This is a genomic window from Streptomyces sp. NBC_00727 (genome assembly GCF_045161745.1).
GTDB lineage: Bacteria > Actinomycetota > Actinomycetes > Streptomycetales > Streptomycetaceae > Streptomyces.
Map to the genome: position 1 here is coordinate 2,537,452 of NZ_CP108981.1, position 16,149 is coordinate 2,553,600.

At 71.0% G+C, this 16,149-nt stretch carries 9 protein-coding genes; 2 read left to right on the forward strand and 7 right to left on the reverse strand.

The genetic code is table 11. The features are described from left to right. Window positions 1–101 precede the first annotated feature (101 nt). The 5 genes from OG242_RS11305 to OG242_RS11325 form a co-directional block, all read right to left on the reverse strand. Window positions 102–476, reverse strand: coding sequence for an EamA family transporter (locus OG242_RS11305; protein ID WP_405898028.1), 375 nt, complete (start codon window positions 474–476; stop codon window positions 102–104). Between the two features lie 70 nt (window positions 477–546). Continuing rightward, window positions 547–2,061 (reverse strand): methyltransferase domain-containing protein, encoded by a 1,515-nt coding sequence (locus tag OG242_RS11310; protein WP_405898029.1) that lies wholly within the window; start codon window positions 2,059–2,061, stop codon window positions 547–549. Window positions 2,062–2,123: 62 nt separating this feature from the next. Beyond that, window positions 2,124–3,347: a glycosyltransferase family 39 protein gene (locus OG242_RS11315; RefSeq protein ID WP_405901576.1), complete on the reverse strand. Its 1,224-nt coding sequence runs from the start codon at window positions 3,345–3,347 to the stop codon at window positions 2,124–2,126. Between the two features lie 159 nt (window positions 3,348–3,506). After that, window positions 3,507–7,040: a CDP-glycerol glycerophosphotransferase family protein gene (locus OG242_RS11320; RefSeq protein ID WP_405898030.1), complete on the reverse strand. Its 3,534-nt coding sequence runs from the start codon at window positions 7,038–7,040 to the stop codon at window positions 3,507–3,509. 208 nt (window positions 7,041–7,248) lie between these two features. Further along, window positions 7,249–7,881, reverse strand: a complete 633-nt coding sequence (locus OG242_RS11325; RefSeq protein ID WP_405898031.1) for a TetR/AcrR family transcriptional regulator — start codon at window positions 7,879–7,881, stop codon at window positions 7,249–7,251. Window positions 7,882–8,026: 145 nt separating this feature from the next. Here OG242_RS11325 and OG242_RS11330 point away from each other — a divergent pair, with 145 nt between their 5' ends. Further along, complete coding sequence (locus tag OG242_RS11330) at window positions 8,027–8,965, forward strand: ABC transporter permease (RefSeq protein WP_405898032.1); 939 nt, start codon at window positions 8,027–8,029, stop codon at window positions 8,963–8,965. Next, window positions 8,958–9,728 (forward strand): ABC transporter ATP-binding protein, encoded by a 771-nt coding sequence (locus OG242_RS11335; RefSeq protein WP_405898033.1) that lies wholly within the window; start codon window positions 8,958–8,960, stop codon window positions 9,726–9,728. The genes OG242_RS11330 and OG242_RS11335 overlap by 8 nt, the downstream gene beginning before the upstream one ends. A 264-nt stretch (window positions 9,729–9,992) precedes the next feature. Here the strand turns inward: OG242_RS11335 and OG242_RS11340 are convergent, their stop codons facing one another. Beyond that, window positions 9,993–15,101: an NAD-glutamate dehydrogenase gene (locus OG242_RS11340; protein WP_405898034.1), complete on the reverse strand. Its 5,109-nt coding sequence runs from the start codon at window positions 15,099–15,101 to the stop codon at window positions 9,993–9,995. 358 nt (window positions 15,102–15,459) lie between these two features. Continuing rightward, a complete protein-coding gene (locus tag OG242_RS11345; protein WP_405898035.1) occupies window positions 15,460–16,134 on the reverse strand; it encodes an HAD family hydrolase in 675 nt (224 codons plus the stop codon). Window positions 16,135–16,149: the final 15 nt, after the last annotated feature.

The window sequence follows — 16,149 nt, forward strand, 5'->3', positions numbered from 1 at the left end:
GCTCGTCAAGAGCTTGGGGAAGGAGCTACCAGGGCTTTCGGCCAACGCGGCGAGCGTGCGTGCTGGGCGGCGCGACGGGGCAAAGCTTGCCGGGAGGGGCACTAGCTCTGCTGGCCGGCCATCACCGTGATCAGGCCGATCACCACGAGCAGCGAGCCGCCCCAGGTCCACAGCGAGGTCCGCTCGTGCAGCACGGTCGCCCCGGCCAGCACGATCAGCAGGTAGCCGAGCGCGTTGAACGGGTACGCGACGGACAGCGGCACCTTGGCCAGCGTGGTCATCCAGGCGAGCGCGGAGACCGCGAAGACCAGCAGCCCGAGCACGACCCACGGGCTGCCCGCGGCGCGCAGCGCGATGGAGCCGCCGTCCCGGCCCGCGGCCGCCGCGGCGCCCTTCATCCCGTGCTTGAGCATGATCTGGCCGCCCGCCGACGAGAACACGGCGAACAGGAGCAGCAGCACGCTGGGGAGGGTCAAGGCCTTGCTCCTGACTGCGGGGGCGGGGGGCTCCGGCGCCCGGGCGGGCGCGGGTCCGGGGCGGGGGGCCTCAGACACCGACCCGGTCGGCGGGGACGTACTGTCGGTTGAGGATGTCCTGTACATCGACGTGCTCTCCAGCGATGATCGTGTCGGCCGCGTGCGGGGTGAGCAGGGCGACGTGTTGATAGCCGAACAGCGTCGGCCGGGCCCGGGTCAGCAGTTTCGACGCCCCGCCGAGCGCCGCGGAGAGCGGCCCCCGGCCGAGCAGCGACCAGAACGGCGCCCCGGTGGAGGAGAGTTCCAGTACGTCGTAACCGGCGGCGCGCACCGTCCGGCGCAGGCTGGCCCGGGTGAAGAAGCGCAGATGCGTCTCGTCGAGGATGCCCCGGCGGTCGTAGCCGAAGGCGCCGACGGCGACCCGCAGCCGGGAGTACCAGTGGCTGAAGTTGGGAACGGACAGCAGCATCCGGCCGCCGGGCCGCAGCGCCCCGGCCGCTTCGGCGAGGATGCGTTCGGGGCGGGAAAGGTGCTCGATGACGTCCCCGGCGACGACGTAGTCGAAGCCGGTGCCGGCCTCGGCGGGCAGTCCCTCCTCCAGGTTGGCGAGGTGGAAGTGGCTGCACTTCTCGCGGACGCCGGGCACCTCGACGTAGTCCACGCCGGTCACCTCGTGGCCCAGGTCCTCCAGCCGTTCGGCGAACAGCCCGCCGGAACAGCCGAGGTCCAGGACCCGGCCCGGCGGCAGCGTCCGCATCTTCTCCAGGATGACCGCGTGCGAGGAGCCGTCGCCCTCCTTGAAGGCGTACTCGACGGGCTTGGGGATCCAGGGGCAGGTCCCGAACCCCTTGACCGCCAGCCGGTATTCGAGGACGTCCTTGACCACGTCCCTGGCGTACTTCATGCCGTTGACGTAGCAGATCTCGTCGCCGTAGTACGTGGGGACGGGGATCTCCTTGATCCGCATGCCCGCGTTCAGCAGCTGCACGATGATCTGGGTGTCGAAGTCGAAGGCGTCGGTGTTCCGGTCGATCGGCAGCCGCTTGAGGGCCGCGACGCTGTACGCGCGGTAGCCGGAGTGGAATTCGGTGAGGTCCGAGCCGAGCAGGCCGTTCTCCAGCCGGGTCAGGATGCGGTTGCCGAGCCACTTGTACATCGGCATGCCGCCCTTGAGCGCGCTGCCGGTCGTCATCATCCGCGACCCGAACACCGCTTCGCACTCGCCGCGTTCGATGGGCGCGACCATCTCGGGGAGCAGTTCGGGGGCGTACTGCCCGTCGCCGTGCAGCAGCACGATGATGTCGAGCCCGTGCTCGGCGGCCAGCGCGTAACCGGCCTTCTGGTTGCCGCCGTAGCCGAGGTTCTTGGTGTGCCGCATCACCACGGTGCGCGGCATGCCGTCGGCCTGCGACCAGCGGCAGCCGGCGGTGAAGGTGGCGTCGTGGCTCGCGTCGTCGAGGATGAGGATCTCGTCGATCCGCGACCGGAAGTCCTCCGGGATCCGGTCGAGGGTCTTCTCCAGCGTTGTCTCCGCGTTGTACGCGACCACCAGGATGCCGATCCTGGGGCTCGGGCTTTCCTTCACGGGGCGTTCTCCAGTTGCGCTCGGGGTGCGGTGCCGGGGTCGGGGACGGGGGCGTTGCGGGATCAGTCGACGGTGGAGCAGGAGCGGAATTCGGTACGGGGTGCGGGCGCCCGCTCGGCGGGGACGGCGCGCGGGGGCGCGTCCGGGGGCGTGGCGAGGATGCGGCGTACACCGGTGAACAGGCCGGCCGCCAGGACGAACCAGCCGGCCGCACCCAGGTACAGCACGGGCTCGCTCCAGCGCACGGCGGAGCGGCCGCTGTAGCCGAGCACGGCGACCAGGCCGACGACCACGCTGTACGCGAACCCTTCGACCGGGCCGAGGACGAACATCCCGGCGGCCGCCCAGGTCAGGTACTGGAGTCCGGACGCGGTGGACAGGAGCAGCAGCAGCCCCAGCGTGGCGGCGACGACTCCGGGGGCCTGGGCGGGCCGCAGCCAGGCGAGCCGGGCGCCGGCGGCCACACAGGCCAGGACGAAGAGGAAGTGGCCGCCGCCCTGCATGAAGGCGATGGCCGGCTCGGGCAGGCCGAGGACGTCGGCGAACCGCACCAGGCCCCACAGCCGGTAGCTGCCGCCCGCGTACTCCAGGACGTTGTGCGTGAGGTCCAGCGGCACGGTCAGCAGGGCCGGACCCCACACGAGCGCGGTGACGCCCGCGAACCCGGCGGCGAAGCGGGCGAGGGCCGGCCGCCCGCCGCGCAGCGCGGCCACGAGCAGGGCCGGGATCACCACGACCGGGATGAACTTGACGCTGATGGACAGCGCCGCGGCCACGCCCGCCGCGAGCGGTGCCTTGCGGTCGGCCAGGAGGTGGGCGGCGGCCAGGGCGAACGCGACGGCGACGGCGTCGGTGTTGCCGTGGTAGCCGGAGGTGGCGATGAGGACCGGGCTGACCGCGATGCCGATGCCGCAGAGCATCGCCGTGCGCGCGGTGGCGCGGCGGCGGACGATCTCGAACACGAGGAGCGCGCAGGCGAAGTCGGCGGCCGACGCGGGGACGCGGATCAGCGTGGCGAAGGAGAACCCGAGTTCGGTGAGGCGGTCGAGGCCCAGCAGCATCCACCCGGCCAGCGGCGGGTGGTTGTAGACGGGCAGACCGGGAAGCGGGTGCGCGTAGATGCGGACCGGGCCATACCCGGTGATGGCCTTGGCGAACCCCGCGAAGATGCGTACGTCGGCGGGACCGGGCGAGTTGGCCGCGATGATCATACGAGTGATCAGACCCGCGGTCGCCGCGACAAGCACGGCGGCCCTGGCCCGCCGTGCGTCCGTTTCGCCCCACATTCGGATACCCATGAAAGCAGAACGTAGCAAGGCGGCGACGCTATGCGACGCAGCGAATCGTCACCGTGGCGTAAACCCTGGCCGGTGCCCCACCCGTAGAACGCCGATGCCCGGCCGGTGCGGACACCGGCCGGGCACGGAGCGGTTCCCCGCCGTCGGCTACAGCATGCGGTCGACCACGCGGGCGGTGGCCCGGCCGTCGTCGAGGTCGCAGAAGTCGTGCCGGAACTGCTCGTACGCCTCGGCATGTCCGGCGATGGCACGCTCCGGGTCGCGCAGCGCCGCGATCAGGTCGTCGGACTCCGGGATCAGGGGACCGGGTGCCCGCGACTCGAAGTCGAAGCTGAAGCCGCGCAGCGTGTCGCGGTAGTGCTCCAGGTCGTAGGTGTGGAAGAGCATCGGGCGCCCGGTCTGGGCGAAGTCGAACATCAGCGAGGAGTAGTCGGTGACCAGGGCGTCGCTGATGAGCATGAGTTCGCCGACGTCCGGGTAGCGCGAGACGTCGCGGACGAAGCCGGTGCCGCTGTCCGGGAGCCGGTCGGTGACCATGTAGTGACGGCGCACCAGGAGCACGGTGTCGTCGCCCAGTTCGCGTTCGGCGGCGGCCAGGTCGAGCTGGAGGCCCAGCGAGTAGCGCCCGCCGCCCAGACGCTGGTCCTCGCGCCACGTCGGGGCGTACAGGACGACGCGCTTGCCGGCCGGGATGCCGAGCTTCTCCCGTACCGCCGCGGCGACCTTGGCGCGGTCCGGGGCGTGGAAGATGTCGTTGCGCGGGTAGCCGCACTCCAGCACCTCGCCCTCGAAGCCGAACGAGCGGCGCAGGACGGGCGTGGAGTACGTGTTGGGCGAGACCAGGAAGCTCCACTGCTCGGCGCGCCCGGCGAGGGTCGCGATGTACGCGGCGTTCGCCTGGGCCGTGCCCGCGAGTTCCATGCCGATGCGCTTGAGCGGGGTGCCGTGCCAGGTCTGGACGACCGTCTGGTCCTCGCGGCGCGCGAACCACTCGGGCAGCTGCGTGTTGGTGACGATGTAGCGGCTGCGGGCCAGCGCCTCGTGCCAGGCGGCCGAGCCGTGCTCGACGGCGGTGGCGCCCTCGGGGATGATCGCCTGCTGGTCGCGGACGACCCACAGGTGCTCCACCTCGGTGCCCCGGCGCACCAGCTCCTCGTAGACCGCGCGCGGCGAGTCGGAGTACTGGCGGCCGTCGAAGGTGCTGTACAGGGCCGCGGCGCGCACCGGTGCGGAGCGCTGCGCGGCGTACATCTCGCTCAGCAGGCGCTGGGCGCGCGGGCCGCGCTCGGCGGCGCCGAGCACGGGGCCGGAGACGACGAGGAGCTGGTCGCCGAAGCGGCGCTCCAGGGTGTAGTCGCGGCCGGCGAGGTTGCGGGTGGCGGGCAGCGTGTGGAACGCGGAGGCGGGGATGCGCAGCGCGCGGTCGTCGCCCTCGTCGGCGGCGCCCCTGTCCCGGAAGAAGAAGTACCAGTTGCCCTCGCCTAGCGGCACCGCGCCGCCCGGGCCCTCGACGGCGTCCGGCCGCAGCTCGGCGCGGAAGCGGCGGGCGTTCCCGGGTCCGGTGAACTCGACCGGGAAGACCTGCTCCTCACGGTGGCCGCTGTTCTGCACGACCAGCTCGACCGGGTGCTCCGGGTCCTCGGGGAAGGTGCCCTCCAGGAAGAGCCTGCCGTCGTCGGTCCAGCTGGCCAGCTCGACGGCGGGCTGCACGGGCCGGTCGCTGATCACCAGGTTGCCGCGCACGCTGGCGACGAGGGCCAGTTCGCGGCGGACGCCGTCCGCCCCGTCGGCGAGCGGGCAGCGGCCGGGGTGCACGGAGCCGGGCACGTCGAGCGACGCCTTCAGGCCCTGGCCGGCGAGGTGGACGCTGTACGCCACGCTCTTCGGGACGTCCTCGCCGGTGGGGCGGGTCTCCTCGATCGCGGCGAGCGGCAGCTCGGCGGTGAAGCGGCTCCAGCCGGCACCGGCGCCGGTGCCCACGGTGGCGGGGACCTCGTACGTGGCCTGGGTGGCGCCGTGCGTCAGGGACAGCGTCAGCTCGCCCTTGACGAGGCGGGCGCGGACCACGCCGGTGATCTTGACGGTGCCGGGCTTCTCGCCGGGGCCGTGGGTCTCGAAGCGGGCGTCGACGCGCTCGGCGTGCAGGACGAGCTTGTCGCCTTCGAAGGCGGGGACGATGCGGTGGTCGCCGTCGGGGCGGTGGACGGGCGGCGCGACGGAGGCCTCGCGGACCGACGGGAAGGCGCGGCGCAGCAGGCCGCCCCGGGCGATGCCGACCTCGAACTTCCAGGTGAGCTGCTTGGGCCCGCCGTCGGCCCGGATGCGGAGCTTGGAGGCGTCCACGGAGGTCTCGAAGCCGGATCGGTGGTAGTCGTGCAGGCTCTGGCGGGCGCGGGCGGTGGCCTCGGGCTCCTCGACGCGGCGCAGCCGGAGCGGCACGACGTTGCGCCGGCCGGCCCGCAGCCAGCCGATGCGGAACTCGCCGGCCCCGGAGGTGACCGGGAGGTTGCGGACGTACGCGTAGCCCTTGAGGAAGAGCTTGCCGTCGCGCCACTCGGCGTCGCGCAGCCGGGCGGCGAGCGGCAGGTCGCGGTCGGCGACGCGCAGCACCGGGGCGGGCACGGGCCGGGTGAGGACGGGGTAGTGGGCCTGGCGGCGGCGCATGCCGCTGACCTCGAAGGCGCCGGGCTCGCGCTTGTCCTGGAGGAGTAGCGCCAGCAGCTCGTCCATGCGGTGTTCGCGTACCAGGTACCACATCACGCGCAGGCGCAGCGGCAGCCCGTCGAGCACGGAGGGGTCGACCTGGTCGAGGAACTTGTTGGTGTACGTGAGGAACGCGTCCCGGTACTCCTGGTCGCCGTCCGGCAGGACCTCCATGAAGTACCAGAGGTCGTTGGCGAGCGCGTGGGCCTCGTAGTGGTTCTTGTCGGCGGCGGTGCGCTTCTCCGCCAGGAAGTCGGAGACGCCCTGGACGTGCGCGACGCGGTCGTGGATGCCGCGGACGACGGCCCGGCTGGTGGTGATGGAGCCGGGGCGGTCGCGCCAGTGGTAGACGGGGTCCTTGACGATGTCGACGGAGCCGGCCAGGAAGTGGGCGGGCAGTACGACGGGGATGTCCTCGTACAGCGCGCCGACGGGGAAGGCGAACTCGTGCTTGTCCCAGAAGGAGCGGCGGAAGACCTTGTTGCAGGCGATGCGGTCGCCGAGGAGGTCCAGGTCGCGCGAAACGTGGGTACGCTGACGCGTGGTGGCCATCGGCTTGCGGAACATCGGCGACTGCACGAGCTTGCCGCCGGCGCGCAGTCGCAGCACGTTGCCGGACGCCAGGTCCGAGCCGGTCTCCTCCAGCGTCTCGACGAGCAGCTCGTAGGCGTTCGGCGGGATGATGTCGTCGCTGTCGCAGAAGGCCAGGTAGCGGCTCTCCGGGTCGCAGTTGCGGAAGCCGGTGTTACGGGCGTGACCGAGGCCGCCGTTCTTCTGCCTGACCAGCTTGAAGCGGTCGTCGCCCGCCGCGAACTCGGCGGCCAGTGCGGCACTGCCGTCGGTGGACCCGTCGTCGACCATCACCACCTCGAGGTCGGTCAAGGTCTGCTCCGCGAGGGACTTCAGACAGTCCGTCAGGAAGAGTTCCACGTTGTAGACGGGGACAACGACACTGAGCCGTGGCGGCATGTTGAGCACGTCCGTTCATCAAGGGCCTGGCTATCCGTAGGGCTCAACCGCGAGGGTGGTCGCGGGTCACCGGTTACGGTCCCGAACGAGTGACCACGCCTGCACCGTGCTCGCCCCGCACGCACGCTCCGGAGGCCTGGTGGGCTGCCCGCCCACCACATTAACCGATTGAAGAGTGACCCCTAAAAACGCGCCTGCACACCTGTGCGAGGCCCCATCAGACGGGGGTCGAGCCCTGTGTGAGCGCCGCCACGGCCGAGGCCGCGAGGTCGTCCAGGTACCCCGGGGGCAGCTCGCCCCGGACCACCGCGAGCCGCCAGTAGAGGGGTCCGACGATGAGGTCGAGGGCGCGGTCGGGGTCACTGCCGGCCGGCAGCTCGCCGCGTGCGACGGCGTCCCGGACGACCACGGCGGCGACGCCCTGCTGCGGGTCGAACAGGGCGGCCTTGATGGCGTCGGAGATCTCCGGATTGCGGGCCGACTCGACCAGCAGGTCCGGGATGACCTGGGAGGCCAGCGGGTGGCGCAGGGCGTACGCGGCCAGTTCGAGCACCGCGCGCACGTCCCCGTACAGCGAGCCGGTGGCGGGGGCGGGCATGCCCTGCGCGGCGACGGCCGAGACCAGGTCCAGGACCAGGTGCAGCTTGGACTTCCAGCGCCGGTAGACGGCGGTCTTGCCGACGCCGGCCCGGCGGGCGATGCCCTCGATGGACATCCGGGCGAACCCGACCGCGGCCAGCTCCGCGAACACGGCGCTGCGGATGGCGTCGGTCACGTCCTCGCGCAGGACGGCGGCTCCCGCCGGGGCTCGGCGGCGGCTTCCGGGGTCGGTGGTCATGGTCCGAATCATAGTCGGCGACGACGAAACGGTTGCGTTCCGACGTCGGCACGTCCTACCCTCGGCGTTGCGACGATACGGTCCCGTCCCGTCGCCGGGCGCGTCCTTCCGCCCGCATGCCGTGCCCCCGCCTGCCCGCCTTCCGTCGAAAGCGATCGTGGTGAGCCAGACAACAGCCCCGGCCCCGGTGGAGACCCCGCCACCCCTCTCCCCGCCCGTGTACGCATCCGGTGAGCTCGCCGCACTCGCCGCGCGGCACGGCCTGACCGTGAGCGGGGCGCGCCCCTCCCTGTCCGCGTACGTGCGGCAGCTGTGGGGGCGGCGGCACTTCATCACCGCCTTCGCCACCGCCAAGCTCACCGCCCAGTACAGCCAGGCGAAGCTCGGCCAGATCTGGCAGATCATGACCCCGCTGCTCAACGCGACGGTCTACTACTTCATCTTCGGCATCCTGATGAAGACGAAGCACGGGGTGACGGACTTCGTCCCGTTCCTGGTCACCGGCGTCTTCGTCTGGACCTTCACCAGCTCGTCGATCACCGCCGGCACCCGTGCCGTCAGCGGCAACATCGGCCTCGTACGGGCGCTGCACTTCCCGCGCGCCTCACTGCCGATCGCGCTCGCCCTGCAACAGCTCCAGCAGCTGCTCTTCTCCCTGGGCGCGCTGGTCCTCATCCTGCTGGCCTTCGGCCAGTACCCGCAGCCGTCCTGGCTGCTCGCGGTGCCCGCGCTGGCCCTGCAGGCCGTCTTCAACACCGGTGTCTCGATGGCCATGGCCCGCCTCGCCTCGCGCACCCCGGACATCGCGCAGCTCACCCCGTTCGTACTGCGCACCTGGATGTACGCGTCGGGCGTGATGTGGAGCATGGACACGATGCTGCGGGGCGACCGGGTCCCGCACTGGGTGAAGCTCGCCCTGGAGGTCAACCCGGCGGCCGTCTTCATCGACCTGATGCGCTTCGCCCTCATCGACAGCTTCGGCGGCGACCAGCTGCCCCCGCATGTCTGGGCCGTCGCCGCGGGCTGGGCGCTGGTGTGCGGCGCGGGCGGCTTCATCTACTTCTGGAAGGCCGAGGAGAGTTACGGACGTGGCTGAATCCCGGATCCCCACGGTCGTCGTCGACGACGTCCACATCACGTACAAGGTCAACGGCGCCCGCACCGGGCGCGGCAGCGCCACCTCGGCGCTGAGCCGGATCGCCTCGCGCCGGCAGGCCCCGGGCGTGCGCGAGGTGCACGCCGTCAAGGGCGTCAGCTTCGCCGCGTACAAGGGGGAGGCGATCGGGCTGATCGGCTCCAACGGCTCGGGGAAATCAACCCTGCTGAAGGCCATCGCCGGACTGCTCCCGGCATCGAAGGGCCGCGTCCACACCCACGGCCAGCCCTCGCTGCTCGGCGTCAACGCCGCGCTGATGAGCGACCTGACCGGCGAGCGCAACGTCGTGCTCGGCGGCCTCGCGATGGGCATGACCCGCGCCGAGATCCGCGAACGCTACGACGAGATCGTCGACTTCTCCGGCATCAACGAGAAGGGCGACTTCATCACCCTGCCCATGCGCACGTACTCCTCCGGCATGGGCGCCCGCCTCCGCTTCTCGATCGCCGCCGCGAAGAACCACGACGTCCTGCTGATCGACGAGGCCCTCTCCACGGGCGACGCCCGCTTCCAGCAACGCAGCAAGGCCCGCATCCTCGAACTCCGCCAACAGGCCGGCACGGTCTTCCTGGTCAGCCACCACAACAAGTCGATCACCGAAACCTGCGACCGAGCCCTCTGGCTCGAAGCGGGAAGGCTCCGCATGGACGGCCCGGCAAAAGAGGTAATGGCGGAATACGAACGCTTCACGAAGAAGCGGTGACAACACCCCGGCACTGGAGAGCCTCCTCCCCGCCGACGCGGCACCCCCCAGCCCGCCCGGCGATTGAGGGCATCCTTTCAGCCCGTCCGGCGCTTGAGGACGCCCGAACGGCCACCCTCAGCCCGCCCGGCGATTGAGGGCATCCTTTCAGCCCGTCCGGCACTTGAGGACGCCCGAACGGCAAGTTCAAGCCCGTCCGGCGATTGAGGACAAGGGCGGCCACGGAAACGCACCCGCAGCCGCCCACCCCACCCGCGGCGCAGCCTAAACGTGCGTACGCAACAACGTCCGCATCGTCCGCATAGCCACAGACAGATTCGCCAGATCAAACGCGTCCGACCCCTGGATCTCCTCCAGCGTCGACCGCGACCGAGCCAGAATCGCCGCGTTCTTCTCCTCCCACGCCCCGAACCGCTCCTGCGGAGAGGACGACCCGTTGCCCACACTCAGCACGTCGGCCGTCAGCGCCGCATGCGCCGCGTACAGGTCCTCGCGGATGGACGCCCGGGCCATGGACTGCCACCGGTCGGCCCGCGGCAGCTCGATGATCCGGTCCATCATCTGCGTGATCCCCAGCCGGTCCCCGAGGTCGTAGTACACCTCGGCGACGGCCAGCGGCTCCTTGCCCGTGCGGTCCGCGATCGCCACGACGTCGAGCGCGGGGAAGACGGAGGAGAAGCCGGCGACGCGCTGCGCCAGCTCGTCCGGGACACCCGCCTCGGTCAGCTCGTCCAGGATGCCCTGGTACCACTCCTGCTCGGCACCCTTCAGCATCTTGGGCAGCGCGTCCCAGACCTGCTCGACGCCTTCGCGGAAGAAGTCGACCGTCTCGGAGATCGCCAGCGGCTGCGGCCGGTTGCCCAGCAGCCAGCGCGCGCCCCGCTCGACGAGCCGGCGCGAGTGCAGCCGGATCCGGGTCTGCACATCGGCGGCGACCTCGTTGTCGAGGGCCTCCACCGCGTCCCACACCTCGCTGAGCCCGAAGATCTCGCGGGCCGCCAACTGCGCCCGCACGATCTCCTCGATGGAGGCGCCGGTCTCCTCCCGCAGCCGGTGCAGGAAGGTCGAACCACCGCTGTTGACCGTGTCGTTGACCAGCACCGTGGTGATGATCTCGCGTCGCAGGGCGTGCCCGTCGACGGCCTCGGCGTAGCGCGTGCGCAGCTGCTCCGGGAAGTAGGCGTGGAGCAGCTTCTGCAGGTGCGGGTCGTCCGGCAGGCTGGTCCCGATCAGTTCCTGGGCCGCCGTGATCTTCGTGTAGGCGAGCAGCACGGCCAGCTCGGGCTGGGTGAGCCCCTTGCCGGCGCTCAGCAGCTCGCGGATCTGCCGGTCGGCGGGCAGGAACTCAAGCGCCCGGTCGAGGTACCCGTCGCGGCCGAGCCGGCGCATGAAGCGCTGCTGGGCGTGGAGCAGGGAGGGCGCCTGCGCGACCGAGTTGGCCAGGGCCGTGTTCTGCGCGTAGTTGTTGCGCAGCACGAGGTGGCCGATCTCGTCGGTCATCTCGGCGAGCAGCTTGTTGCGCTGCTTGACCGTCATGTCGCCGTCCCGCACGAGGCCGTTGAGCAGGATCTTGATGTTCACCTCGTGGTCGGAGGTGTCCACACCGGCGCTGTTGTCGATCGCGTCGGTGTTGATCCGGCCGCCGTCCCGGGCGAACTCGATCCGGCCGAGCTGGGTGGCACCGAGGTTGCCGCCCTCGCCGACGACCTTGGCGCGCAGGTCGGCTCCGTTGACGCGGATCGCGTCGTTGGCCTTGTCGCCGACGTCCGCGTTCGACTCGGCGGTGGACTTGATGTACGTGCCGATGCCGCCGTTCCACACGAGGTCGACGGGGGCCTGGAGAATGGCCTGCATCAGCTCGGCGGGCGTCATCTTGCTGACCCCGGCCTCGATGCCCAGCGCCTCACGCATGTGGGCGTTGACCGGGATCGACTTGGCGCTGCGGGGGTGGACACCGCCGCCCGCGGAGATCAGCTCCTTGTCGTAGTCGGCCCAGGAGCTGCGCGGCAGGTCGAACAGGCGGCGCCGCTCGGCGTACGAGGTGGCGGCGTCCGGGTTCGGGTCGATGAAGATGTGCCGGTGGTCGAACGCGGCGACGAGCCGGATGTGCTCGGAGAGCAGCATGCCGTTGCCGAAGACGTCGCCGGACATGTCGCCGACGCCGACGACGGTGAAGTCCTCGGTCTGGGTGTCGTGTCCCAGCTCGCGGAAGTGCCGCTTGACGGACTCCCAGGCGCCGCGGGCGGTGATGCCCATGCCCTTGTGGTCGTAGCCCGCCGAACCGCCGGAGGCGAACGCGTCCCCGAGCCAGAAGCCGTACGCGACGGCGACCTCGTTGGCGATGTCGGAGAACTTCGCGGTGCCCTTGTCGGCGGCGACGACGAGGTACGTGTCGTCCTCGTCGTGCCGGACCACGTCCTTGGGCGGCACGACCTCGCCGGCCACCATGTTGTCCGTGATGTCGAGCAGCGCCGAGATGAAGGTGCGGTACGCGGCGATGCCCTCGGCCATCCACGCGTCCCGGTCCACGGAGGGGTCGGGCAGCTGCTTGGCGACGAAACCGCCCTTGGCGCCGACCGGCACGATGACGGTGTTCTTCACCATCTGCGCCTTGACCAGGCCGAGGATCTCGGTACGGAAGTCCTCGCGCCGGTCCGACCAGCGCAGGCCGCCGCGGGCGACCTTGCCGAACCGCAGGTGGACGCCCTCCACACGCGGCGAGTAGACCCAGATCTCGAACGCGGGCCGGGGCGCGGGCAGGTCCGGGATGGACTGCGGGTCGAACTTCATCGAGACGTACGCGTGCGGCTCGCCGTCGCCCGCGTGCCGGCCACTGTTGCCGCTTCCCTCGCTTGCGCTCTGGCCCCGCTTGCCGCTTCCCTCGCTTGCGCTCTGGCCCCGCTTGCCGCTTCCCTCGCTTGCGCTCTGGAAGAAGTTGGTGCGCAGGGTGGCCTTGATGACGGTGAGGAAGGAGCGCAGGATGCGGTCCTCGTCCAGCGAGGCGACCTGGTCGAGGGCCCCGTCGAGCTCTTCGAGGAGCCCGTCGGTCAGCTCGGTGCCCGCGTTCTGGCGGCCCGGCGACATCCGGGCCTCGAACAGCGAGACGAGCAGCCGGGTGGTGTGGACGTTGTTCTGGAGGGTGGACTCCATGTAGTCCTGGCTGAACGTCGAACCGGCCTGGCGCAGGTACTTCGCGTAGGCGCGCAGCACCATCGCCTGGCGCCAGTCGAGCCCGGCGCTCAGCACCAGCGCGTTGAAGCCGTCGTTCTCCGCCTCGCCGGTCCACACGGCGGCGAAGGCGTCCTGGAAGCGCTCGCGCGCGCCGTCGGCCAGGTAGCCGCCGCTGGCGGTGGTCTGCGGCATCCGGAGCCCGAAGTCGTAGATCCAGGCGTGCGTACGGTCGGCGCAGCGCAGCTCGTACGGGCGCTCGTCGACGACCTCGACGCCGAGCCGCTGGAGGGCGGGCAGCACGGCGGACAGGGAGACCTGCTCGCCGGTGCGGTAGATCTTGAAGCGGCGCTCACCGGGGGCTGCGCCGACCGGTTCGTACAGGCTGAGCGAGAAGTCCCGTTCGTCCTGCTTGAGCGCTTCGAGGTGGACGAGGTCGGCCACGGCGGCGCGCGCCGAGTGGTCGGCCTTGTAGCCCTCGGGGAAGGAGTGGCCGTACTTGCGCAGCAGTTCGGCGGCGCGCTCCTCGCCGCACTCGGCGTTCAGCGCCTCCTGGAAGCCGTCGGCCCAGGAGCGGGCGGCCTCGACGAGGCGGGCCTCGATGCGGTCGGCCTCGGCGTCGGTGAGGCTGGGCAGCTCGCTGCCGGGCGCGACACGGACGACGAAGTGCAGCCGGGAGAGGATCGACTCGGTGTTCCAGGCGGTGAAGTCGACGCTGGTGCCGTTCAGTTCCTCCTTGAGGATGTCGATCAGCCGCAGCCGCACGCCGGTGGTGTAGCGGTCGCGCGGCAGGTAGACGATCGCGGAGTAGTAGCGGCCGTACTCGTCCTGGCGCAGGTAGAGCCGCAGCCGGCGGCGCTCCTGGAGGTAGAGCACCGAGGTGACGACGGGGCGCAGCTGGTCGACGGGCGTCTGGAACAGCTCGTCGCGGGGGTAGGTCTCCAGGATCTGGAGCAGATCGCGGCCGTCGTGGCTGTTGGGCGTGAACCCGGCGCCCTCCAGCACCTCGGCGACCTTGCGGCGGATGACGGGGACCCGGCGCACGGACTCGGTGTACGCGGCGGAGGAGAACAGGCCGAGGAAGCGGCGCTCACCGATGACGTTGCCCTCGGCGTCGAACTTCTTCACGCCGACGTAGTCGAGGTAGCTGGGGCGGTGCACGGTGGCCCGGCTGTTGGCCTTGGTGAGCACGAGGAGCTTGTGCTCGCGGGCCTTGGCACGGGCGTCGGCGGGCAGTCGGTCGAAGGAGGGGCTGACCGGGTGCGCCTCGTCCTCGGTGTGGTGCGGGTCGGAGCGCAGGATGCCGAGGCCGGTGCCGGGGACGGCGGCCAGCGAGTCGGTGTCCCGCAGCTCGTACTCGCGGTAGCCGAGGAAGGTGAAGTGGTCGGCGGCGAGCCAGCGGAGCAGCTCCCTGGCCTCGTTGACCTCGTCGTCGGCGAGGTCGTCGAGCGGTTCGCCGGGCAGGTCGTCGGCGATGCGCAGGGCCGCGTCCCGCATCTTCTCCCAGTCCTCGACGGTCTCCCGTACGTCGGACAGGACGCGCAGCAGGTCGCTCTGGATCTGCTTGAGGTCGGCGCGGTCGGTCTCGCGGTCGATCTCGACGTGGATCCAGGACTCGACGAGCGCGTCGTGCGGCAGACCCGGCTTGGCGGCCTTGGGCCCCTTGCCGCCGTCCCGGCCGGTCCCGTCGGTGAGGACCTCGACCAGCCTGCCGGTCACGTCGCGGCGGACGACGACCTGCGGGTGGATCACGACGTGGATGCCGCGGCCCTGGCGGGAGAGCTCGTTGGTGACGGAGTCGACCAGGAACGGCATGTCATCGGTGACGACCTCGACGACGGAGTGACTGCACGTCCAGCCGTTCTCCTCGACGGTCGGGGTGTGCACCCGGACGTTCGCCTTGCCCTGGGGGCGCTCCTCGGCCAGCCGGTAGTGCGAGGAGGCGGCGCCGAAGACGTCGATCGGGTCCCGGCTCACGATGTCCTCGGGGGCGGTGTGCAGGTAGTAGCGCTGGAGGTAGGAGAGCAGGACGTCCTGGTGCGAGCGCTCCTGCCCGGCCCCCGTCGAGCCGTCGGCCCCGGCGGCCGCGACGTGCACCCGGGGGGCACCGCCCGGCCCGCCGACACCACCGCCCGGGCTGTTGTCAGCTACCTTGGCGGCCCGTGCGAGCAGCTCGGCCTTGGCTTCGTCCAGCTTGGTCTGCATGTCCTCTGGCTCCTGTCGCGCGCCGTTGCGTGACGTAGGTGAAAAGGTCGGCGTAACGCCACGACGCGGGGTTTCCGGTCTGGGTCGACGCTATGCCGTGATGAGAGATCGCCGGGACCGTATCGGCCAACTTCAGCGGCCGGTCCGGGCGGGAGGGATCAGCCGAGGCGGCCCGGGCGCGGTGGCGCTCCGGGCGCGGGCCGAGGGCTTCGCTGCCCCCGAGGCATATCGCGCTGATCACGGGGTCCAGGCTATCTCGCCCGCACCGGTGACCGTCACGATCCGGATGTGTACAAAAGAAGGCCGCGAAATTTGACACTCTGGACAGCCTGCAGACGGCGGACCGAGCCTCCCTCGACTACCGGGTGAGCTGCTCGGCGAGGCCGATGGCCTCGGTCAGGGTGTCCACCACGGGCACACCGGCCTTCTCCAGACTGGCACGGCTGTGCGAGCCGCCCGTATAGAGGACTGCCTTGGCGCCGACGTGGGCGGCGGCCACGGCATCGTCCACCGCGTCACCTATGACGACCGTGCGGTGCGGGGATATCGCCTCCATGGCCGCGAGATGCCGCGCCATGTACTCCGCCTTGCTGCCGCCGGAGGGGCCGGTGCGCCCGTCGACACGCACGAAGTGCCGCTCGATGCCGAACCCGCGGACGACGGGGAGCAGCTCCTCGTGCCGGTACATGCTCATGATCGACTGGCTCCGCCCCGTCAGCTGCCACTGGGCGAGCAGCTCGGCGGCGCCCGCGGTCAGCCCGCAGCCGCCACGTTGCTGGGTGTAGTGGCGGTGGAAGACGCCGTCCATCCGCTCCCACTCGGCGTCGGTGGGGAGCCGGCCCATCAGCCGCTCGTAGAAGCGGGGTATCGGGATGCAGTACATCTCCCGGTACTGCTCCACCGTGATCGGGGCCAGGCCGACCTCGCCGAACGCGGCGTTGGTCGCCCCGACGACGGCGGTGTTGTCGTCGAGCAGCGTGCCGTTCCAGTCCCAGACCAGATGCGTGCGGTGGTTTCCCGGTGCGATCCCCATGCCCAAGAACGTACT